This is a genomic window from Dechloromonas sp. A34 (genome assembly GCF_026261605.1).
GTDB lineage: Bacteria > Pseudomonadota > Gammaproteobacteria > Burkholderiales > Rhodocyclaceae > Azonexus.
This window is the reverse complement of sequence record NZ_CP102486.1, coordinates 4,244,775-4,264,547: the sequence shown is the minus strand read 5'-3', so window position 1 is coordinate 4,264,547 and position 19,773 is coordinate 4,244,775. Positions and strand designations below refer to the sequence as shown.

Sequence of the window (19,773 nt, the reverse complement as noted above, 5' to 3'; positions counted from 1 at the left end):
GCTGCACCTCCTGTTGTCATTCGGCCGCCCGGCGTTTGAAGTCGCGCAGGCGGAAGCCGAGAATCCATAGTGTAGCGAAATAGGCCGTCGCGCCAAGCGGAACCAGCCATGAGAGATGAATTGTCCGGCCGAGCGTGCCGCTTTGCAACCAGCCCGCTTCCGGGCCCATCGCAAACCACAGGGTTGCACCCATGATCAGCATGGCCGCTAGCAGTTTCAGGACGAATACGCCCCAACCCGGTTGCGGCGTGAAGATGGAATCGCGGCGCAGGCCGCGATAGAGCATGCCGGCATTGAGGCAGGCGGCGAGGCCGATCGACAGGGCCAGCCCGGCGTGGCCGAGGTCGAGCCAGAAAACGAAAGCGACATTCATCGCCTGCGTCGCAGCCAGCGAGATCAAGGCGATGCGGACCGGCGTCCGGACGTTTTGCCGGGCATAGAAGCCGGGAGCTAGCACCTTGACCAGAATCAGGCCGGTCAGTCCGACGGTGTAGGCGACTAGCGCCTCGCGGGTGCGGAAAACGTCGTCGGCCGAAAAGGCGCCATGAAAGAACAGAGTCGCGATCAAGGGCACGGCCAGGGTGCCGAGGGCGAGGGCGGCCGGGGCGGCGAGCAGCAGGGTCAGGCGCAGGCCCCAGTCGAGCAGCTTTGAGTATTCGGCAAAATTCTGGCTGGCGTGGCAGCGCGACAGCGAGGGAAGCAGAATGGTACCCAGCGCGGCACCGAGCAGGCCGGAGGGGAATTCCATCAGGCGGTCGGCGTAATAAAGCCAGGAGACGCTGCCGGTCTTCAGGAAGGAAGCGAAAATCGTGTTGATGACCAGGCTGATCTGCGACACCGAGACGCCGATCAGCGCCGGCCCCATCAGCGTGACCACCCGGCGCACGCCGGGGTCGGCCCAGGCGGCTCGCCAGTTCAGCGAGAGGCGGGGCAGCATGGAGATTTTTTTCAGGGCGGGAATCTGGATGGCCAGTTGCAGCAGGCCGCCGAGAAAGACCGCCCAGCCGAGAACCAGGGCCGGCGGGTCGAAATAGGGGGCGGCGAACAGCGCCATGCCGATGAAGGCGAGATTGAGCAGCACCGGCGTGAAGGCGGGCAGCGCAAAACGGCTCCAGGTATTGAGAATGCCGCCGGAGAGCGCGACCAGCGACATGAACAGAATATAGGGGAAGGTGATGCGGGTCAGCGTCACCGTCAGTTCGAACTTGCCGGCATCGGCCGCGAAGCCGGGGGCGGAAATCCAGACCAGCAGCGGGGCGGCGGCGATGCCGATGGCGGTGACGGCGAACAGTGCCAGCGAGAGCAGGCAGGCGACATGGTCGACCAGCGTCCGGGTGTCTTCCTCGCCGCGCCGGTTCTTGTATTCGCCGAGGATCGGTACGAAAGCCTGGGAAAAGGCGCCTTCGGCAAACATCCGGCGCAGCAGGTTGGGCAGTTTGAAGGCGACGAAAAAAGCGTCGGTGGCCAGGCCGGCGCCGAAGGCGCGGGCAATGACAAAGTCCCGGACAAAACCGAGGATGCGGGAGAGCAGGGTCATCCCGCTGACGGTGGCCAGCGCGCGGAGCAGATTCATTTGTTGGTTTGGCGTTGCCTGATCGAAGGCGAAAAAGCTATAATTCTACGCTGTGCTGACGCAGGGGGCAGGATGTCCGGGTTTTTCGGGCAACTCATCTTGTGATCAGACGTGTGCCGGTGTAGCTCAGTTGGTAGAGCAGCGCATTCGTAATGCGAAGGTCGTAGGTTCGACTCCTATCTCCGGCACCAATAATTTCAAAGGCTTGCGCTTCGGCGCAAGCCTTTTTCATTCGTACCGACCGGAGGTTCCCGATGCATCGTATCGACGTCAAGATTCTCGACAACCGCCTGCGCGACAGCCCGCCGCATTACGCCACGCCGGGTTCGGCCGGTCTCGATCTGCGGGCCTGCATCGCGGCGCCGCTGCATCTTGCGCCCGGGCAGACGATCCTGGTTCCGACGGGGATGGCGATTCACCTGGCCGATCCGGGCCTGGCGGCGATCATCCTGCCGCGCTCGGGGCTGGGTCACAAGCATGGCATCGTGCTCGGCAATCTGGTTGGCCTGATCGATTCCGACTATCAGGGCGAACTCATGGTTTCGGCCTGGAACCGCGGTCACGAGAGCTTCACCCTGAATCCGCTGGATCGCATCGCCCAACTGGTGGTGGTGCCGGTACTCCAGGTGGGCTTCAATATCGTCGACGACTTCGATGCCAGTTCGCGCGGCGAAGGCGGTTTCGGCAGCACCGGCAAGGCCTGAGCGGCTTTTCTGCCGCTCGTCCTGGGGTATATCGCGGAATGACCGGGTTCTAGCCCATCGCCTTCAAATGCTGGATGATCTCCCCGGCCATGGGCTGGGCGTCGCCATAAAGCATCCGGCAATTGTCAGTGTAGAACAGCGCGTTCTCCACCCCGGAATAACCGGTACCCTTGCCGCGCTTAATGACGATCACGTTCTGCGCCTTGTCGGCATCGAGGATCGGCATGCCGTAGATCGGGCTCGCCTTGTCGGTGCGCGCTGACGGATTGACCACGTCGTTGGCTCCGATGACCAGCGCGACATCGGCCTGGCCGAACTCGCCGTTGATTTCCTCGAGATCGAAGATCTTGTCGTAAGGAACGCCGGCTTCCGCCAAGAGCACATTCATGTGCCCCGGCATGCGCCCGGCCACCGGATGTATGGCGAATTTCACCTCGACCCCGGCTTCTTCGAGAATGGACGTCATCTCCCAGACCTTGTGCTGGGCGTGGGCCACTGCCATGCCGTAACCCGGGACGATGATGACCTTGCTGGCGTAACGCATCATCGCTGCCGCATCGAGGCCGGAGAGTTCCTTCATCGTGCCGTCGATGGCCTCGCCGCCGCCGGCGGCAACCATCGGGGTGAACAGGATGTTGGAAATCGGCCGGTTCATGGCCTTGGCCATCAACTGGGTCAAGAGCGTACCGGCCGCGCCGACGACGATGCCGGCAATGATCAGCGCCGGGTTGCCGAGGACGTAGCCTTCGAAACCGACGGCCAACCCGGTGAAGGCATTGAACAGCGAGATCACCACCGGCATGTCGGCGCCACCGATGGGCAGGGTGACGATCAAACCCAGCACCAGGGCGACGGCGAAGAAGGCGAAGATCAGTTCGGGTTGGGCCGGAGCGAGGAATACCATGGCACCGCCAAGGCCGATGGCGATCAGGGTGAGGATGACATTGACCGCATTCTGCGCCGGCAGGCGATGGGCTTTCCTGAGTACGCCCTGCAGCTTGGCCCAGGCGACGCAGGAGCCGGTGAAGGAGACCGCGCCGATCAGTGCGCCGATCACGGCGAGGACCGTGGTGGCGAGACTGTGGGCATCGCCCTTGGCGAACTCGATGGCGGCAATCGCAGCGGCAGCACCGCCGCCCATGCCGTTGTAGATGGCGACCATCTGCGGCATGTCGGTCATCTTGACCTTCTTCCCTGAGACCCAGGCGGCCGATCCGCCGATGGCCAGGGCGAGGGCCATCAGGGCAAGGTTCTGCAGGCCGGGGATCAGGAAGGTGGCAGCAATGGCGATCAGCATGCCGTAGCCGGCGATGACGATGCCTTTGCGGGCACTGGCCGGCGAGCTCATGCCCTTCAGGCCGAAGATGAAGAGGGCGGCGCCGGCGAACCAGGCACCCTGGACGTAGATCGGGAGCGTCATTGGGTGCCCTCCTTCTTCTTGAACATGGCGAGCATGCGCTCGGTGACGACGTAGCCGCCGGCGGCATTGGCCGCGCCCAAGGCGACGGCGAAGAAGCCGATGGCTTGCTGGGTCACCGTGTCGGCCGAGCCGAGCATGAGCATGGCGCCAACGACGACGACGCCGTGGATGAAGTTGGAACCGGACATCAATGGGGTGTGCAGGATGACCGGCACCTTGGCGATGATCTCGTAGCCGGTGAAGGCGGCGAGCATGAAGATGTACAAAGCTAGCAAACCGTCCATTACGCTTCTCCCATGACCTGTTTCACGGTGGCGTGCACCGTCGCGCCGTCCTTGCACAACAGCGTGCCGGCGACGACTTCATCGCTCCAGTCGAAGACCAGTTCGCCCTCCTTGATCCATGGCGACAGGAAGTTGTAGAGGTTCTTGGCGTAGAGCTCGGAGGCGTGGGTCGGCATCCGCGACGGCAGGTTCAGGGGGCCGTGGATATTGACGTCGTTGGCGATGACGTGTTCGCCGGGCTGGGTCAAGGCGCAGTTGCCGCCGGATTCGGCGGCCATGTCGACGATGATGGCGCCGTACTTCATGCGCCCGATCATGTCGGTGGTGATGATCACCGGGGCCTTCTTGCCGGGGATCGCCGCCGTGGTGATCACCACATCGGCCAGGGCCACGGCCTTGGCCAGTTTCTCGGTCTGCTGGGCTTTCTCGTCGGCGGTCAGGTCGCGGGCGTAGCCGCCGGCGCCATCGGCCGAAACGCCGGTGTCGACGAACTTGGCACCGAGCGATTCGATCTGCTCCTTGGCCGCGGCCCGCACGTCGTAGGCGTCGACCATGGCGCCGAGGCGCTTGCAGGTAGCGATCGCCTGCAAGCCGGCGACGCCGGCACCGATCACCAGCACGCGGGCCGGGCGGATGGTGCCGGCGGCGGTGGTCAGCATCGGGAAGAACTTGGTGCAGCGGGCGGCGGCGATCAGACCGCACTGGTAGCCGGCGCAGGCGCCCTGCGATGACAGGGCGTCCATGCTCTGGGCGCGCGAGATGCGCGGCAGCAGTTCGAGGGAGAAGGCGGTGATCTTGCGGGCGTTCAGGGCAGCCAGGCGTTCCTTGCTCTCGAAGGGCTTCAGGAGACCGATCAGGACCGAGCCCTCGGGCAAGGCGGCGATCTCTTCCGGCGACGGCGGGGTGACGCGCAGGATCAGTCCGGCCGGGCCGTAGGCTTCGGTGATGCCGTCGACCAGGTCGACATTGGCGTAATCGGAATCAAGGAAGTGGCTGTCCGATCCGGCGCTCTGTTCCATGCTCAGACTGGCGCCGAGGGCGGCGAATTTTTTGGCTGTCTCGGGAACGAGTGCAACCCGGCTTTCGCCGAATCCCCGCTCCCGGGCCACCGCGATATGAACTGGCATGTCTTTGTTCTCCTGATTGGCGGGTAAAGTTTTTTGTATATTAACGTTTGATTATGATGTTTTGGCGCTACACGTTGTCCGGCTTGTTGTTGCAGAAGCGCAGTTCCTGCGGATAGGGGAAGAAATCCTCGACGTGACCGGCCCGGATCTTCTGTTGTGCATCCTGCCAGAACTTGGGCGAGAGCAGGTCGGCATGATACTTGTGGAATATCTTGCGCAGGATCGGCGAGGCGAGCAGGAAGGTGGCGAACTCCTCAGGAAAAATGTCGTTCCTGGCGACCGAGTACCAGATTTCGCCTGACATCTCGGTTTCGAAATCCGGGGCCGGCGGGATCGCGCGGAAGTTGCAGTCAGTCATGTGTTCGATCTCGTCGTAGTCGTAGAAGACGACGCGACCGAAACGGGTGATGCCGAAGTTCTTCCACAGCATGTCGCCCGGGAAGATGTTGGCCTGGGCCAGTTCGCGGATGGCACTGCCGTATTCGCGGATGGCGTGTTCCAGTCCCTCGATGTTGTTGGCGCGCTCCATGCGGTCGAGGTGGATGTTGAGCGGCTCCATGCGGCGCTCGATATAGAGGTGCTTGATGAACAGCGTTTCACCTTCGACTTCGAAACAGGAGGGGGCGACTTTTTTTAGCTCGTCCAGCACCTCGTCGGCAAAGCGTTTGAGCGGGAAGGCGACGTAGGAGAACTCCAGCGTATCGGCCATCCGGCCGACCCGGTCGACCTGCTTGACGAGCAGGAACTTTTTCTTGACGGTAGCCCGATCCGTATTCTTCGAGGCCCGAAGACGTCCATGATGATCTTGAAGACGTAGGGGAAGGAGGGCAGCGTGAAGACCAGCATGACCATGCCGGGAATGCCGGGGGCCAGGATGAACTTGTCTTCCGAATGGTGCAGGTGATAGATGAAGTCGCGGAAGAACATTGTTTTGCCCTGCTTGCCGAGGCCGAGCATGATGTAGAGCTCGGAGCGCGGCTTGTTGGGCAGCACCGCTCGCAGGAACTGGACATAGCCGGAGGGGACTTCCATGTCCACCATGAAATAGGCACGCGACAGCGAGAACAGCAGGCCGATCCGCCAGGCATCGAGCAGGATGGTGTCGACGTAGAGCTGCCCGTTCTCGTCATGCAGCACGGGGACGGCGAAGGGGTATTCAAGGGCTCCGTTGATCGCCTTGCCGATGATGTAGGCGGCCTTGTTGCGATAGAAAGCCGAGGCCAGCACCTGGATCTGGAAATTCACCTCGCGCCGTGGCATGCCCTTCAAGTAGTGGCGGATGGCAAGGTAGAGATTGTCGACATCCTGTTCGAGGTCGGCAAACGGGCGGTGCCATTGAAAATCCTCGACGATCTTGCGAATAGCGCCGCGCAGGCCGTCTTCCTTGACGTAATAGCTGCGATAGGTGGGATCGAAATCGGCTTCGATGTTCTCGGTCGACAAGGTCGGGCGGACGAACAGAAAGTCGTTGTGGAAATAGGTTCGGTGCAGGATCTTGGTTGTCACCGAATTGAAGAAGGTCTCGGCCAGTTCGGGCTGTTTATGGTTGAGCAACAGGCCGATGTAGAGCAACTTGATCTGCTGCCAGGTCGGCTGGTCGATGGTGCCGGCATCGAACTCGTGGCGCAGGCGCTCGACGCATTCGTCAACGCGATCGTCGTAGAAGCGGATGCGTTCCTTGACGGCCTTGTGCACACCCAGCCAGTCGCCCTGCTCGAAGCGGGTCTTGGCGGCCTTGCTGGTTTCACGGAACAGCGTGTAGTGCTTGTTGAATCCCTGGATCAGGGCGAGCGCGATCTGGTGGGCATTCGTGCCGTAGAGGCCAACCGAAATCTTCATCGTTATCTCTCCGGAATAAGCGACTGATTCTAGCATTCGGGCATGGCGGGCCAAGCGGCTTGGCGAACGCCGCCCGTTGACCCGAGGCGCCTGAGGAACGATACTCGACAGGTTTCGCTTGTAAGCATGGCGAAAGGGGCAAGGTATATATTCGCCCCGCGTTAATCAACCCAATTCGAGGAGTCGACATGGCCGCAGGGAAGTCCAAGATCATTTACACGTTAACTGACGAGGCGCCGCTGTTGGCGACTTGTGCCTTTCTGCCCATCGTGCGTACCTTTACAGCACCGGCCGGTGTCGAAATCGAGACCGCCGACATTTCGGTCGCCGCCCGCGTCCTCTCGGAATTTCCTGAGTTCCTGAAGGAAGACCAGCGGGTCCCGAATACCCTCGGCGAACTGGGCAAGAAGTGCCTGCAACCCGAGACCAATATCATCAAGCTGCCGAACATCAGCGCCTCCGTCGCTCAGCTGATCACCTGCGTCAAGGAACTGCAGGCCAAGGGTTACGCGATCCCCGACTATCCGGAAAACCCGACCACCGACGAAGAGAAGGCGCTCAAGACCCGTTACGCCAAGTGTCTGGGCTCCGCCGTCAACCCGGTGCTGCGCGAAGGCAACTCCGACCGCCGCGCGCCGGCTGCCGTCAAGAATTACGCCAAGAAGCGCCCGCACTCCATGGGCGAATGGAAACAGTGGTCGCAGACCCACGTTTCCCACATGGAACACGGCGATTTCTATCATGGCGAAAAGTCGCTGACCCTCGATAAGGCACGCGACGTGCGCATGGAATTGATCGCCAAGGGCGGCAAGACCACCGTGCTCAAACCGAAGCTCTCGCTGCTCGAAGGCGAGATCATCGACTCCATGTTCATGAGCAAGAAAGCGCTCTGCGACTTCTACGAAGCCCAGCTCGAAGACTGCCGCGAATCCGGCATCCTCTTCTCGCTGCACGTCAAGGCGACGATGATGAAGGTCTCGCACCCGATCGTCTTCGGCCACTGCGTCAAGATCTACTACAAGGAAGCCTTCGAGAAGCACGGCAAGTTGTTCGACGAACTGGGCATCAACGTCAATAACGGCATGGCCACGTTGTACGAGAAGATCAAGGCGCTGCCGGAATCCAAGCGCGACGAGATCATCCGCGACCTGCACGCCTGTCAGGAACACCGTCCGCGTCTGGCCATGGTCGACTCGGCCAAGGGCATCACCAACTTCCATTCGCCGAACGACATCATCGTCGACGCTTCCATGCCGGCGATGATCCGCCAGGGCGGCAAGATGTGGGGTGCCGACGGCAAGCAGTACGACAGCAAGTGCGTCATGCCGGAATCGACCTTTGCCCGCATCTACCAGGAGATGATCAACTTCGTCAAATGGCATGGCAACTTCGATCCGAAGACCATGGGCACCGTGCCCAACGTTGGCCTGATGGCCCAGCAGGCAGAGGAATACGGCTCGCACGACAAGACTTTCGAAATCGCCGAAGCCGGCATCGCCAATATCGTCGACATCAACAGCGGCGAAGTGCTGCTCACCCAGAATGTCGAAGCTGGCGACATCTGGCGTATGTGCCAGGTCAAGGATGCCCCGATCCGCGACTGGGTCAAGCTCGCCGTCACCCGCGCCCGCCAGTCGGGCATGCCGGCCATCTTCTGGCTGGACCCGTATCGTCCGCACGAGAACGAGCTGATCAAGAAGGTTGAAACCTACCTCAAGGATCACGACACCAGCGGCCTCGACATCCAGATCATGTCCCAGGTCCGCGCCATGCGCTTCACGCTGGAACGTGTCGCCCGCGGCCTGGACACCATTTCGGTAACCGGCAACATCCTGCGCGACTACCTGACCGACCTCTTCCCGATCATGGAACTGGGCACCTCGGCCAAGATGCTGTCCATCGTGCCGCTGATGAACGGCGGCGGCATGTACGAAACCGGTGCCGGCGGCTCGGCACCGAAGCACGTCCAGCAGCTGACCCAGGAAAACCACCTGCGCTGGGATTCGCTCGGCGAATTCCTGGCTCTGGCTGTGTCGCTCGAAGAGCAGGGCATCAAGGACGGCAACAAGCGCGCCGTTCTGCTGGCCAAAACGCTGGACGCGGCGACCGGCAAGCTGCTCGACAACAACAAGTCGCCGTCGCCGAAAACGGGTGAACTCGACAACCGCGGTTCGCAGTTCTACCTCGCCATGTACTGGGCGCAGGAACTGGCAGCACAGACCGAGGACAAGGAACTGGCCGGCCACTTCACCACGCTGGCCAAGACGCTGACCGACAACGAAGCGCAGATCGTCGCCGAAATGAAGACGGTGCAGGGCAAGGCCGTCGACATCGGTGGCTACTATCTGGCCGACTCCGAGAAGTGCAAAGCCGTCATGCGTCCGAGCCCGACGCTGAATGCCGCGCTGAAGGCGGCACGCGGCTAAGCGACGAGTACGCTTAGCGAAAGGCCCGGCAGCCCCAGAGGGGTTGCCGGGCCTTTTTCTTTGGTGCCTGGCAAAAGCCCGATGCCTGACAGCGGTGCACGTTTTGCCGCATAATCGTGATTGCTTCCGGGGGCTGATGCCCTTTTCCGGAGGCGCCGCCGAGGGAGACTCGACGCCAGGCAGATCGTCCAATAACAGCTCAAGGAGTGGATATGACATCGCACATCAAGGTTCCGCAGGGTGGTCAGAAAATCGTTCCGGGACAGCCGACCCCGAACAACCCGATCATTCCCTTCATCGAGGGTGACGGCATCGGCATCGACATCACGCCGGTCATGATCAAGGTTATCGACGCTGCGGTGGCAAAGGCCTACGGCAGCAGCAAGAAGATTCACTGGATGGAAGTGTTCGCCGGTGAAAAATCCACCCGCCTCTACGGCGCCGACGAGTGGTTCCCGAAGGAAACCTTCGATGCGCTGAAGGAATACTCGGTTTCGATCAAGGGTCCGATGACGACGCCGGTCGGCGGCGGCATCCGTTCGCTGAACGTCGCCCTGCGCCAGGAACTCGACCTCTACCAGTGCGTCCGTCCAGTGCAATACTTCAAGGGTGTGCCCTCGCCGCTGAAGCACCCGGAATTGACCAACATGGTCATCTTCCGCGAGAACACCGAAGACATCTATGCCGGCATCGAATGGGCTGCTGACTCCGAAGGCGCAAGGAAAGTGGTCAAGTTCCTGCAGGAGGAAATGGGCGTCAAGAAAATCCGTTTCCCGCTGACTTCCGGCATCGGCATCAAGCCGATTTCCGTCGAAGGCACCACCCGCCTGGTTCGCGCCGCACTCAAGTACGTCATCGCCAACGACCGCAAGTCGCTGACCATCGTGCATAAGGGCAACATCATGAAGTTCACGGAAGGCCTGTTCCGTGACACCGCCTACAAGGTGGCGAAGGAGGAATTCGGCGCCGAACTGCTCGATGGCGGTCCGTGGTGCAAGTTCAAGAATCCGCAGTCCGGTCGCGAAGTCATCGTCAAGGATGCAATTGCCGATGCCTTCCTGCAGCAGATCCTGCTACGTCCGGCCGAGTACGACACCATCGTGACCACCAATCTGAACGGCGACTACATCTCCGATGCCCTGGCCGCCCAGGTCGGCGGTATCGGCATTGCCCCGGGAGCCAATATTTCAGACCAGTACGCCTGCTTCGAAGCGACCCACGGAACGGCGCCGAAGTACGCCGGCCTGGACAAGGTGAACCCGGGGTCGCTGATCCTCTCCGCCGAGATGATGCTGCGCCATCTCGGTTGGGTCGAAGCTGCCAATCTGGTCATCAAGGCCATGGAGGCGGCCATCGGCGACAAGCAGGTGACCTACGATTTTGCTCGCCTGATGGAAGGCGCAGAGGAACTCTCCTGTTCGGCCTTCGGCGATGCGATGATCGCCCGGATGTAATGGTGTTGCACGATCCGGCTTGAACGAGGCCCCCGCCAGGGGGCTTCCTGCTTTTTCGGGCCATGATGGCAGGTGGGTGGCGTATGCTCTGGCGCTTGTCGTTGCCCGCGCAGCGCTCCCGACTTAACGAAAGGAAAGTCCGATGAATCCAGCTAAAACCAATGAACTGTTCGACCTCCTGCGTGCCGCCTGCGCCCGCCAGTTCGCCTTCAATCCACGACGGGTGACTGCGGGCATGCGCTATGTCGGCAAGGAGGGCCACGGCAACGACGTCGTCCATGTCTTCCGGGATGCGGCCACCCATTCCCAGATCGAGTTGAAGGACACCTTCGCGACCTTGCGCGAGAAGCATGGCGAGAAAGCGCATTGGACTGAGGCCGAGAAGGCGCATTACAAGAGCAGCGATGCCGAGATCGATGCCGAAATCGCAGCCAAGCGCGCCGAGCTCGATTTGGTCAGCCATAGCCCGCTCTATCTGGATCATCGCCTCGAACTGCTTTCCCACTACACCGAATGGCCCGGCTTCAAGGCCGGCGGGCCGACCCCGCGCGAAGCGGCACGAGTGCTGCTCGCCGCCCTGGCCGAAGCCGATGATCCGCGGCTGGCAGCCTTTGCCGAGCAGATGGGGTCGCATGACCCGGAGCATCTGGCGCATCTGCTGCTGGCCCCTTGCCGGCTGGAAATCGAGACCAGTCGGGGCGGCACCTAGTAATTCACACCGCCGCTGCGTGGTCGCAAACGGCAATGCTGCGGTGGGAAGTACAATTCGGGCATGACATCAAACGCAACGAACGAGGCCGTCGAGGCCGACCTGCCCGCCGTCGTCAATGAGCCGCGGCTATGGAGCAACAACGGGTGGACCGCCCGCGTCATCAAGAACGAAGACGACGAGGGGTGGGCCGTGGCTATGACCAAGGATGGCGAATCCGAGCCGGCGCTGGTCGGGCCATGGACCATGGGGCGCGACAAGAAGAGCCCCAAGCCGCTCGACGCTTCGGCTTTCCAGACACTGGTCAAGACTGCCTCGGAAGTCCTGCGCCGCCACGAGCATCAATTGCAGGCGCTGCTTCACAAGAAGCTGTCGCTGACCACGGCGTTGGGGCCGCTCAGCGTCACGCTCGATATCGTGCCCGACGAGGAAGATCCCTACGCCGTGCTGGGTGCTCGGGACGATGCCGGCGAATTGCTGGCCGAAGTGCGCGTCGGGCCGGAGTTCAAGCTGACGGCGGCCAGTGCCCGGGCCTGGGTCGAGGATGATTTCCGGCAACCCGACTGATTGCCGCCGGAGCATGCCGCGGCTAACATCGCGCGGTCGCCGCCCATTCGTTTTTCCAGACATCCCATGAGTCTCCAATCCGTCCGTGAATTCCTTGCTGCCCGCAAGCTGGATATTCCGATCATCGAACTGGAAGTCAGCACGGCCACCGTCGAGCTCGCCGCCCAGGCGCACGGGGTCGAGGCTGGCCGGATCGCCAAGACCCTGTCGTTTCGCCTGGGCGACGGACGGGTCATCATTCTGGTGGCGCGCGGCGATGCCCGTATCGATAACCGGAAATTCAAGGATGCCTTCGGCAAGGGCCGGATGTTGCCCGTGGCCGAGGTCGTCGCCTTGACCGGCCATCCGGTGGGCGGCGTTTGCCCATTCGGCCTGGCCCAGCCGCTGCCGATCTATCTGGACCATTCCTTACAGGACTTCGACGAGGTTCTCCCTGCTGCCGGGGCGATTCATAGCGCCATCCGCATCAGCCCGGCGCTGCTCGCCGAAGTCACCGAAGGCGAGTGGGTCGATGTCTGCCAGCTATGAAGCGGCCCTGGCTGGATCAAACGCGTGAAATCTAAGCCGATCGCTGTTTTCGATTCCGGCCTCGGGGGCCTGACGGTCTTGCGCGCCCTGCGCGATCGCTTGCCGCAGGAGGATTTCTTCTATTTCGCCGATACCCGTTTTCTGCCCTATGGCGACCGCCCGGAAGTCTTTCTCAAGGAGCGTGGCGTGCTGATCGCCGAGGCGCTGGTCCGGCGCGGCGTCAAGGCCCTGGTCATCGCCTGCAACACGGCGACGGCGGCTGCGGCCGAGGCTATCCGGGCGGCGATCGATCTGCCGGTTGTGGCGCTCGAGCCTGGAGTCAAGCCGGCCGTCGGGCTGACCCGGAGCGGAGTGATCGGCGTTCTGGCGACGACGCGGACCCTGCACAGCGAGCGCTTCCAGCGCCTGGTTGGCAATCACGCCCACCATCTGCAGGTCCTGGCCCAGGCCTGCCCTGGGCTGGCCGAGGCGATCGAAGTCCAGGGACCGGACAGCCCGGTAGTGGCGGCGCTGCTCGACGGCTTCGTGGCGCCGCTGGCAACGGCCGGGGCGGATGTGATCGTTCTCGGCTGCACCCATTACCCCTGGGTCGCCGACGCCATTGCCCGCCGCATGCCGCCGGGTACGACCCTGCTCGATACCGGCGAGCCGGTGGCCCGCCAGCTCGAACGTCTGCTGACGACCAGCGATCTGCTCGGCGGCGGGGAGGGGCGCTTGCGCGTGGCGACCAGTGGCGCGCCGGCCGCGGTGATCGCGACGGTCAACCGCCTGTGGGGCGAACACCTACCGGTCGAATACTGGGAACCCTGAAATGACTGCACCACAAAAACCGCTGGCCGGCCTCAAGCTCGTCGAACTCGGCACGCTGATTGCCGGCCCCTTCTGCACGCGGATCATGGCCGAATTCGGCGCCGAGGTGATCAAGGTCGAGTCACCCGACGGCGGTGATCCGTTGCGTCAATGGCGCAAGCTCTACGAAGGCACTTCGCTGTGGTGGTACGTCCAGGCCCGCAACAAGAAGTCGGTGACGGCCAATCTGAAGCACCCGGAGGGCCTTGCCTTCGTGCGCAAGTTGATCGCCGAAGCCGACATCCTGGTCGAGAATTTCCGCCCCGGCGTGCTCGAGAAGCTCGGCCTGGGCTGGGAGACGCTACAGGCGGCCAACCCGGGTCTGGTCATGGTGCGCCTCTCCGGCTTCGGGCAAACCGGGCCCTACAAGGATCAACCGGGCTTTGGGGCGGTTGGCGAATCGATGGGTGGTCTGCGCTACATCACCGGCTTCCCCGACCGCCCGCCGGTGCGCACCGGGATCTCGATCGGTGATTCGATTGCCGCATTGTGGGGGGCGATCGGCGCCTTGATGGCGCTGCGCCACAAGGAGGTCAATGGCGGGGCCGGGCAGGTGGTCGATGTCGCGCTCTACGAAGCGATATTCGCGATGATGGAATCGATGGTGCCCGAATTCGATGTCTTCGGTTTCGTCCGCGAGCGGACCGGCAACATCATGCCCGGCATCACGCCGTCCAATACGCACACGACCAGGGACGGCAAGCACGTGACGATCGGGGCCAACGGCGATGCGATCTTCAAACGTTTCATGCTGGCCATCGGGCGGGCCGATCTGGCCAACGACCCGGGGCTGGCCGACAATGCCGGCCGCGACGCGCGGCGCGACGAAGTCTATGGACTGGTCGACCGCTGGTGCGCCGAGCGCAACGAAGCCGAGGTGCTGGCTACGCTAGCCGCGGCCGAGGTGCCTTCGTCACGGGTTTATTCGGTGGTCGACATGTTCGCCGACCCACAATTCCTCGCCCGCCAGATGATCGAATCGGCCAAGCTGCCGGATGGCCGGGAATGCCGGCTGCCCGGCATCGTGCCCAAGTTGTCGGAAACCCCGGGCAGCACCGAGTGGTTGGGGGCTGCACTCGGAGAACACACCGACCAAGTGTTGGCCGGGCTCGGCTATTCGCCTGAACAAATAGCCGAACTGCGGGCTGTGGGAGCCGTCTAGACCTAGACCCGGAAGCGGCCGATCAGCTGTTTGAGGTTGATGGCAATGCTTTCCAGTTGGTGGGCGGTGGTCGCTGTGCCGCGGATGGTGTCGGTGGTGGCCTCGACCATGTTGGCGATCTGCTCGACGCGCTGGGCGATCGAGGTGCTGGCCGCACTCTGTTCCTTGGTCGCATCGGCGACTTCGCCGACCCGCTCCAGGGTGCGGCGGGCGCCGTCCTCGATGGCACGCAGCGATTCCGAGGCCGAGTCGGCCAGCTGTACGCCGGCCTGAACCTCGGGCAGTGCCGTATTCATCGCCCCGACGGCACCGACGGTATCGTTCTGGATGCCGACGATCATCTGCTCGATCTCGGTAGTGGCCAGCGAGGTCCGTTCGGCCAGCTTGCGCACTTCGTCGGCGACGACCGCAAAGCCGCGCCCCTGTTCGCCAGCCCGGGCGGCTTCGATGGCCGCGTTCAGGGCCAGCAGGTTGGTCTGGCCGGCGATGTCCTTGATCACGTTGGCGATCGAGGAAACCTGCTTGGCCCGTTCTTCCAGGGCATGGATCCGCCCCGAGGCATCGGCCACAGTGGTTGCGATCTGCTGGATGGCCTGGGAGGCCTGGCCGACCCGTTCCGTTCCCTGAACCGAAAGCTCGACGGCTTGGGTGGTGTTCCTGGCGGTTTCCCGGGCGCTGTCGGAGATGTGGTTGGAGCTGACCGTCAGTTCCTCGATGGCGGCCGCCATGGCCGAAGTCGCATCGGATTGCTGCTCTGCGGAGCGCGCCACTTCGTCGGAAGCGGTGGCGATCTGTTCGGCATTGCTAACCAGGCGATTGGCATCGTCATTGATTTCTCTGACCATCTGGCGCAGCGAATCCACCATTCGCCCCAGCGTATGCAGCAGGCTACCCGTCGGCGCGGAGTCGACGCTGGCCGTCAGGTCGCCGTCGGCCACGCGTTGCATGACGCCGGCTGCGACATTGGGTTCACCGCCCAGTTGTTTGAGGATGCTGCTGCTGATTTGCCAGCCGACCACGCTGAGAATGGCGAGTAGCAGCAACGAAATGCCACCCAACAGCATGGCGCTCTGCCGGTACTCTTTCTCGACGTCGTCGATGTAGATGCCGGTGCCCATGACCCAGCCCCAGGGGGCGAACAGGGCGGCGTAGCCGATCTTGGGCTCGGCCACCTGCTGGCCGGCCCGCGGGAACCAATAGTCGACAAAGCCGCCACCGGCTTGGGCGGCCAGAATCAATTCCTTGATCAGCAGCTTGCCGTTGGTGTCCTTCATGTCGATCTTCTGCTGGCCCTCGACGGCGGGATTGCCGCCGTGCAGGATATAGACGCCGGAGGTCTCGAAGCCGAAGAAGTAATCGTCCTTGCCGTAACGCAGGCTGCGCAGGCTATCGCGGGCTGCTTTCTTGGCATCCTCCTCAGACATTTTTCCGGCAGCGGCCAGCTTGTGGTGGTGGGTGACGATCCCGATCGCAACTTCCACCAGATTGTGGGTCTTCTGCTTGCGGTCTTCCAGCATGCTGTCCTTGAGCTGGAACAGGGCCGTCAGGCAGAGGATGATCAGTCCAAGTAGCGTCAGGCCGACAAGAAGTTGCATGCGCGTCGAGACGCGCCAATTCCCCAGATTACCCATTATGCTCACCCATGATGATTGGTTGTTATTATTACTTAAGTAATAGATATTAAGTGCTTCATTTCATCATAGCGCTCGGCGGCCAATAAGAAAAGTCTGATAGGAAAAATCCGATGCCAGCTGTTTAACGCAGCCGGAAGCGAACCGGGATCAGGGTTTCCCGGGGGCATCAGCGGGCAGTGAACGGAGCGCCCGGGCGGCACGCAGCGCGGCATTGTCGAGCAGCGGGTGGCCGCTACCTTGCTCAACGCGAGCGGCGACGGCGTGCCCGGCCTCGTCGAGGATGAGGAGGACCAGCACTTCGCCCTCGAGGCCGCGGGCGATGGCTTCCGCCGGGTAGAACAGGCCGCGTTCATCCTGTTTTCGGAACTGCTTGCGGACTTCTTCCTGCCAACGGCGTGGCTGGCCGCGGGTGGCCTCGGTCCTGGGTTCGGACTTGACGGGCTTGGCTTTGGCAGGCGTGGGCGGCGGCGGTTCGGGCAACATCAGCGGCGCTTGCGGGGCGGGCAGCGGGCGCAGTTGGGCCGTCAAAGCCGGTGGCGGTGGTGGCAACGGGCCGCGGTGGGCGCGAGCAGTTCGCTGATCAAAGGTGCAATATGAAACAGCACGGATGCGATCAGGGCCAGCCCGAGCCGGAAATGGGTCCGGCTCATGAGAAAATGCGGTCTGGCCAGAAGGATGGGAATGTCGATGAAGCGAGCAATGAATCGGGCAGTCAGAAAACGGCTGGCTGCAATGATAATCGGGATGGGGCTGGTTTGGCCGCTGGCGAACCCGGCGTCGGCCGATAGCCCGCTCGCCTTGCCGTCGCCGACGGGATTCGTCGTCAGTATGGAGCTCGGCGACCTCAGGCAGGCCGAAGCCTGGCTCGATGCCGGTCTGGACCCCGATTTCATGGGCAGCCGGATCGGTTCCGGACTGATGATCGGCGCCTGGGAGGGCAACCTCGAACTGATGCGCCTGTTCATTTCGCGCGGGGCGGACATCAACCGGGCCAACGGCAACGGCGAAACGCCGATTGTGATGGCGGCCTGGCGGGGCAATCTGGCCGCCGTCAAATGGCTGCTTGAGCGCGGCGCCCGGATCAACGCTCCGCAACGCCAATGGTCGGCGCTGCATTATGCTGTCTTCGCCGGGCATGCCGAGGTGGCGGACTACCTGATCGAACAGGGCGCGGATATTGATGCCCGGAGCACCAACGGGTCGAGCGTGCTGATGATGGCGATTTACGAAGGCCACCAGGATCTGGCGAGAAAAATGATCGAAAAGGGCGCTGACCGCAGCCCGAAGAACGACTGGGGCGATGGCGCTCTGGAGTGGGCCATGCGTGGCAACCACCTGAACATCGCCCGCATGCTGACCAATCCGGAGGAATTCAATATCGCGGTCAGCGAGCCCAAGGAGAAGTGGGGCGAAGTACGTCGCTCGGTGCGTTCGTCGAAAGAACTCGAAACCCTGCTCGGCATGCGCGAGACGCTGCGCGAACGCGGCATGAAAACCGATCAGATCGACAAGCGCATCGCTGCCGAACGCCTGCGTATCGTGCGCGCCGAAGTGGACCGCCAGGCGCCGGCGAGCCGTGCCTCGACGCTGGAGATTACCGCCAGCCGCAAGAAGCCAAAGGAGCAGTCGGCGAAAATCGTCGACGACCAGGGCCGGACAACCGGCTTCAAGGTGCCGCCGGCAACCTTTAGCGGCAAGCCGAAGATGCCGCCCAAGGCCACCGTCAAGAACTACTGATCGAGCGGCCGATCGCGCACTTCGGGCAGGAAGAACAAACCGACCAGCGCGGCCATGATGAGCAGTCCGGTGGGGTACCAGAGGCCGGCCAGCGGGCTGCCGAACTTGACGCCGAGCCAGGTCACCATGAAGGGCGACATGCCGCCGATCCAGCCGGCCGACAGGTTGTGGGGCAGGGCGACGGCGGTGTAGCGCGTGCGGGCCGGGAACAGTTCGGGCAGGGTGGCGGTCTGCGGACCGGTGATGCAGGCCAGCGGCACGACCAGCACGAGCAGCAGCAGGGCGATCATGGTGGTGTCCGGCGTCGGCAGGCTGCCGTAGTGCAGCAGACCCTGAAAGACCGGGAAAATGGCGAGGGCGCCGCTGATCAGCCCGGCGAGCAGGACCGGCCGCCGACCGATCTGGTCGGAGAGCCAGCCGCAGAATATCGTCGCCGGCAGGAGAACCAGCGTCGAGATCAGGACCAGTCCGCTGGCCTGGGCGGCAGGCAGGTTGACCACGGTCTTCAGGAAGACGTTGGTGTAGACCTGGGCCGAGAAGAAGAGCAGCGAGCCGCCGGCCGAGATGCAGAAAAAGAGCAGCCCCATGCGCCCAAGCGTCTGGCGGTCGCGGAAACAGTCGCGCAGCGGCGTCTTGGCCAGGGCGTTCTTGGCACGCAATTGGTGGAAGACCGGCGATTCATGGAGGTTCATCCGGCTCCGGATCGAGATCGCGAGCAGCACCGCCGAGAGCAGGAAGGGGATGCGCCAGCCCCAGGCCTTGAAGTCGGCGTCGCTGAGCAGGTATTGCAGGGCGACGATCTGCAGGGTTGAGGCCATCATGCCGAGCGGTCCCATCAGTTGCAGCACGCTGGTATAGAGGCCGCGTTTTCCGGCCGGCGCATGCTCGGTGAGATAGACCGCGGCGCCGCCGATTTCGCCGCCCACCGACAGCCCCTGCAACAGGCGCAGGATCAGCAGCAGGGCCGGGGCGAGCAAGCCGACCTGCTCGTAAGTCGGCAGCAGCCCGACGCAGAAGGTGGACACGCCCATCACCACGATGGTGACCAGGAAAATGGTGCGCCGGCCGTGGCGGTCACCGAGCGAGCCGAACAGCGCGGCGCCGAGCGGGCGGACGATCATGCCGACGCCGAAAGTGCCGAGGCTGGCCAGCAGCGCGGCGACCGGATCGGCCGAGGGAAGAAGAGGACGCTGAAATAGGTGGCCAGCGAGGCGAAGGTCAGAAAGTCATACCATTCGAGAAAGGTGCCGAAACAGGCGGCGATGACCACTTTTTTCTGGATGGTTTTGTCGGCTTCGGGGGCGGTCATGGCTCGTGGTCTGGGCAAAGGGAACGATTATCGCCGGTCTCGAACTTTCGTCCAATTGCCAACGCCTGCTGGCTGATGCAGACTCCCAACAGAGTTAACGGGAGAAGACGGCATGCTTTACGTGGCAAGAGACGGCACAGGAAAGATCAGCGAGTTGCACCCGATGCCGTTGGGGAGAGCACAGGAGGAACTTCCGGCGGACAACCCCGAGGTGTTGCAGTACATCCATGAGCGCTGGCGGCAAAGTGAACTCTCCGAACTCGACCGCGATTTCGTTCGTGCCATCGAGGATACGATCGAACTGCTGATCGCCAAGGAAATCATCCTGTTCACCGACCTGCCGGCCAAGGTCCAGGAAAAACTGCTGCGCCGCAAGGAAGTCCGCAGCCAGACGCACTACGCCGGCAACTACAGTTCGACGGAAAGCGACATCATTCCGCTCTGACCGGCT

The 19,773-nt window shown here is 62.8% G+C and carries 18 protein-coding genes, 1 tRNA gene and 1 pseudogene; 11 read left to right on the top strand and 9 right to left on the bottom strand.

Annotated features, from left to right (window positions below):
* Positions 1-16: 16 nt before the first annotated feature.
* Entirely contained in the window at positions 17-1,573 is a 1,557-nt protein-coding gene (gene murJ / locus NQE15_RS21230; RefSeq protein ID WP_265944504.1) for a murein biosynthesis integral membrane protein MurJ, read from the bottom strand.
* 115 nt (positions 1,574-1,688) lie between these two features.
* Here murJ and NQE15_RS21225 point away from each other — a divergent pair.
* Both NQE15_RS21225 and dut read left to right on the top strand, forming a co-directional pair.
* Positions 1,689-1,764: transfer RNA gene (locus NQE15_RS21225), tRNA-Thr, on the top strand.
* Between the two features lie 63 nt (positions 1,765-1,827).
* Positions 1,828-2,277: a dUTP diphosphatase gene (gene dut, locus NQE15_RS21220; RefSeq protein ID WP_265944502.1), complete on the top strand. Its 450-nt coding sequence runs from the start codon at positions 1,828-1,830 to the stop codon at positions 2,275-2,277.
* 49 nt (positions 2,278-2,326) lie between these two features.
* Here dut and NQE15_RS21215 read toward each other — a convergent pair whose 3' ends face one another.
* The 4 genes and pseudogenes from NQE15_RS21215 to aceK all read right to left on the bottom strand — a co-directional run bounded on the left by NQE15_RS21215 (position 2,327) and on the right by aceK (position 6,947).
* Entirely contained in the window at positions 2,327-3,697 is a 1,371-nt protein-coding gene (locus tag NQE15_RS21215) for an NAD(P)(+) transhydrogenase (Re/Si-specific) subunit beta (RefSeq protein WP_265944500.1), read from the bottom strand.
* Positions 3,694-3,981, bottom strand: coding sequence for an NAD(P) transhydrogenase subunit alpha (locus NQE15_RS21210; protein ID WP_265944498.1), 288 nt, complete (start codon positions 3,979-3,981; stop codon positions 3,694-3,696). Before NQE15_RS21210 ends, NQE15_RS21215 begins: the two co-directional genes overlap by 4 nt.
* Positions 3,981-5,108 carry an NAD(P) transhydrogenase subunit alpha gene (locus tag NQE15_RS21205; protein WP_265944496.1) on the bottom strand — a complete coding sequence of 376 codons (1,128 nt, stop codon included), beginning with the start codon at positions 5,106-5,108 and terminating at the stop codon, positions 3,981-3,983. The genes NQE15_RS21210 and NQE15_RS21205 overlap by 1 nt, the downstream gene beginning before the upstream one ends.
* Positions 5,109-5,175: 67 nt before the next feature.
* A pseudogene (aceK, locus tag NQE15_RS21200) lies at positions 5,176-6,947 on the bottom strand (bifunctional isocitrate dehydrogenase kinase/phosphatase).
* A 188-nt stretch (positions 6,948-7,135) separates the two neighbouring features.
* Between aceK and NQE15_RS21195 the strand changes: the two are divergent.
* The 7 genes from NQE15_RS21195 (at position 7,136) to NQE15_RS21165 (ending at position 14,642) form a co-directional block, all read left to right on the top strand.
* A complete protein-coding gene (locus NQE15_RS21195; protein ID WP_265944494.1) occupies positions 7,136-9,373 on the top strand; it encodes an NADP-dependent isocitrate dehydrogenase in 2,238 nt (745 codons plus the stop codon).
* Positions 9,374-9,585: 212 nt separating this feature from the next.
* Positions 9,586-10,827: an NADP-dependent isocitrate dehydrogenase gene (gene icd, locus NQE15_RS21190; RefSeq protein WP_265944492.1), complete on the top strand. Its 1,242-nt coding sequence runs from the start codon at positions 9,586-9,588 to the stop codon at positions 10,825-10,827.
* Positions 10,828-10,969: 142 nt separating this feature from the next.
* A complete protein-coding gene (locus tag NQE15_RS21185; RefSeq protein WP_265944490.1) occupies positions 10,970-11,536 on the top strand; it encodes a hypothetical protein in 567 nt (188 codons plus the stop codon).
* A 63-nt stretch (positions 11,537-11,599) separates the two neighbouring features.
* On the top strand, positions 11,600-12,103 hold the full coding sequence (locus NQE15_RS21180) for a hypothetical protein (protein WP_265944488.1): 504 nt from the start codon (positions 11,600-11,602) through the stop codon (positions 12,101-12,103).
* Positions 12,104-12,169: 66 nt separating this feature from the next.
* Positions 12,170-12,631 (top strand): YbaK/EbsC family protein, encoded by a 462-nt coding sequence (locus tag NQE15_RS21175; RefSeq protein WP_265944486.1) that lies wholly within the window; start codon positions 12,170-12,172, stop codon positions 12,629-12,631.
* A gap of 24 nt (positions 12,632-12,655) precedes the next feature.
* Positions 12,656-13,441 (top strand): glutamate racemase, encoded by a 786-nt coding sequence (gene murI / locus NQE15_RS21170; RefSeq protein WP_265944484.1) that lies wholly within the window; start codon positions 12,656-12,658, stop codon positions 13,439-13,441.
* Between the two features lies 1 nt (position 13,442).
* Entirely contained in the window at positions 13,443-14,642 is a 1,200-nt protein-coding gene (locus NQE15_RS21165; protein WP_265944481.1) for a CaiB/BaiF CoA transferase family protein, read from the top strand.
* 2 nt (positions 14,643-14,644) lie between these two features.
* Here the strand turns inward: NQE15_RS21165 and NQE15_RS21160 are convergent, their stop codons facing one another.
* Both NQE15_RS21160 and NQE15_RS21155 read right to left on the bottom strand, forming a co-directional pair.
* Positions 14,645-16,237, bottom strand: a complete 1,593-nt coding sequence (locus NQE15_RS21160) for a methyl-accepting chemotaxis protein (protein ID WP_265944479.1) — start codon at positions 16,235-16,237, stop codon at positions 14,645-14,647.
* A 186-nt stretch (positions 16,238-16,423) separates the two neighbouring features.
* Positions 16,424-16,825, bottom strand: a complete 402-nt coding sequence (locus NQE15_RS21155) for an energy transducer TonB (protein WP_265944477.1) — start codon at positions 16,823-16,825, stop codon at positions 16,424-16,426.
* Between the two features lie 195 nt (positions 16,826-17,020).
* Here NQE15_RS21155 and NQE15_RS21150 point away from each other — a divergent pair, with 195 nt between their 5' ends.
* Entirely contained in the window at positions 17,021-18,013 is a 993-nt protein-coding gene (locus NQE15_RS21150; protein WP_265944475.1) for an ankyrin repeat domain-containing protein, read from the top strand.
* Here NQE15_RS21150 and NQE15_RS21145 read toward each other — a convergent pair.
* Positions 18,007-19,134 (bottom strand): MFS transporter, encoded by a 1,128-nt coding sequence (locus tag NQE15_RS21145; protein WP_265944473.1) that lies wholly within the window; start codon positions 19,132-19,134, stop codon positions 18,007-18,009. The genes NQE15_RS21150 and NQE15_RS21145 overlap by 7 nt on opposite strands.
* Positions 19,131-19,322: a hypothetical protein gene (locus NQE15_RS21140; protein WP_265944471.1), complete on the bottom strand. Its 192-nt coding sequence runs from the start codon at positions 19,320-19,322 to the stop codon at positions 19,131-19,133. The genes NQE15_RS21145 and NQE15_RS21140 overlap by 4 nt, the downstream gene beginning before the upstream one ends.
* A 112-nt stretch (positions 19,323-19,434) precedes the next feature.
* On the opposite strand from NQE15_RS21140, the gene NQE15_RS21135 reads away from it, so the two are divergent.
* A complete protein-coding gene (locus NQE15_RS21135; RefSeq protein WP_265944469.1) occupies positions 19,435-19,767 on the top strand; it encodes a hypothetical protein in 333 nt (110 codons plus the stop codon).
* Positions 19,768-19,773: the final 6 nt, after the last annotated feature.

What these genes read in the sequence shown, in the direction of transcription:
- murJ (WP_265944504.1), bottom strand. Translation starts at nt 1,573, where the DNA reads ATGAATCTGCTCCGCGCGCTGGCCACCGTCAGCGGGATGACCCTGCTC.
- dut (WP_265944502.1), top strand. Translation starts at nt 1,828, where the DNA reads ATGCATCGTATCGACGTCAAGATTCTCGACAACCGCCTGCGCGACAGC.
- NQE15_RS21215 (WP_265944500.1), bottom strand. Translation starts at nt 3,697, where the DNA reads ATGACGCTCCCGATCTACGTCCAGGGTGCCTGGTTCGCCGGCGCCGCC.
- NQE15_RS21210 (WP_265944498.1), bottom strand. Translation starts at nt 3,981, where the DNA reads ATGGACGGTTTGCTAGCTTTGTACATCTTCATGCTCGCCGCCTTCACC.
- NQE15_RS21205 (WP_265944496.1), bottom strand. Translation starts at nt 5,108, where the DNA reads ATGCCAGTTCATATCGCGGTGGCCCGGGAGCGGGGATTCGGCGAAAGC.
- NQE15_RS21195 (WP_265944494.1), top strand. Translation starts at nt 7,136, where the DNA reads ATGGCCGCAGGGAAGTCCAAGATCATTTACACGTTAACTGACGAGGCG.
- icd (WP_265944492.1), top strand. Translation starts at nt 9,586, where the DNA reads ATGACATCGCACATCAAGGTTCCGCAGGGTGGTCAGAAAATCGTTCCG.
- NQE15_RS21185 (WP_265944490.1), top strand. Translation starts at nt 10,970, where the DNA reads ATGAATCCAGCTAAAACCAATGAACTGTTCGACCTCCTGCGTGCCGCC.
- NQE15_RS21180 (WP_265944488.1), top strand. Translation starts at nt 11,600, where the DNA reads ATGACATCAAACGCAACGAACGAGGCCGTCGAGGCCGACCTGCCCGCC.
- NQE15_RS21175 (WP_265944486.1), top strand. Translation starts at nt 12,170, where the DNA reads ATGAGTCTCCAATCCGTCCGTGAATTCCTTGCTGCCCGCAAGCTGGAT.
- NQE15_RS21165 (WP_265944481.1), top strand. Translation starts at nt 13,443, where the DNA reads ATGACTGCACCACAAAAACCGCTGGCCGGCCTCAAGCTCGTCGAACTC.
- NQE15_RS21160 (WP_265944479.1), bottom strand. Translation starts at nt 16,237, where the DNA reads ATGCAACTTCTTGTCGGCCTGACGCTACTTGGACTGATCATCCTCTGC.
- NQE15_RS21150 (WP_265944475.1), top strand. Translation starts at nt 17,021, where the DNA reads ATGGGGCTGGTTTGGCCGCTGGCGAACCCGGCGTCGGCCGATAGCCCG.
- NQE15_RS21145 (WP_265944473.1), bottom strand. Translation starts at nt 19,134, where the DNA reads ATGATCGTCCGCCCGCTCGGCGCCGCGCTGTTCGGCTCGCTCGGTGAC.
- NQE15_RS21140 (WP_265944471.1), bottom strand. Translation starts at nt 19,322, where the DNA reads ATGACCGCCCCCGAAGCCGACAAAACCATCCAGAAAAAAGTGGTCATC.
- NQE15_RS21135 (WP_265944469.1), top strand. Translation starts at nt 19,435, where the DNA reads ATGCTTTACGTGGCAAGAGACGGCACAGGAAAGATCAGCGAGTTGCAC.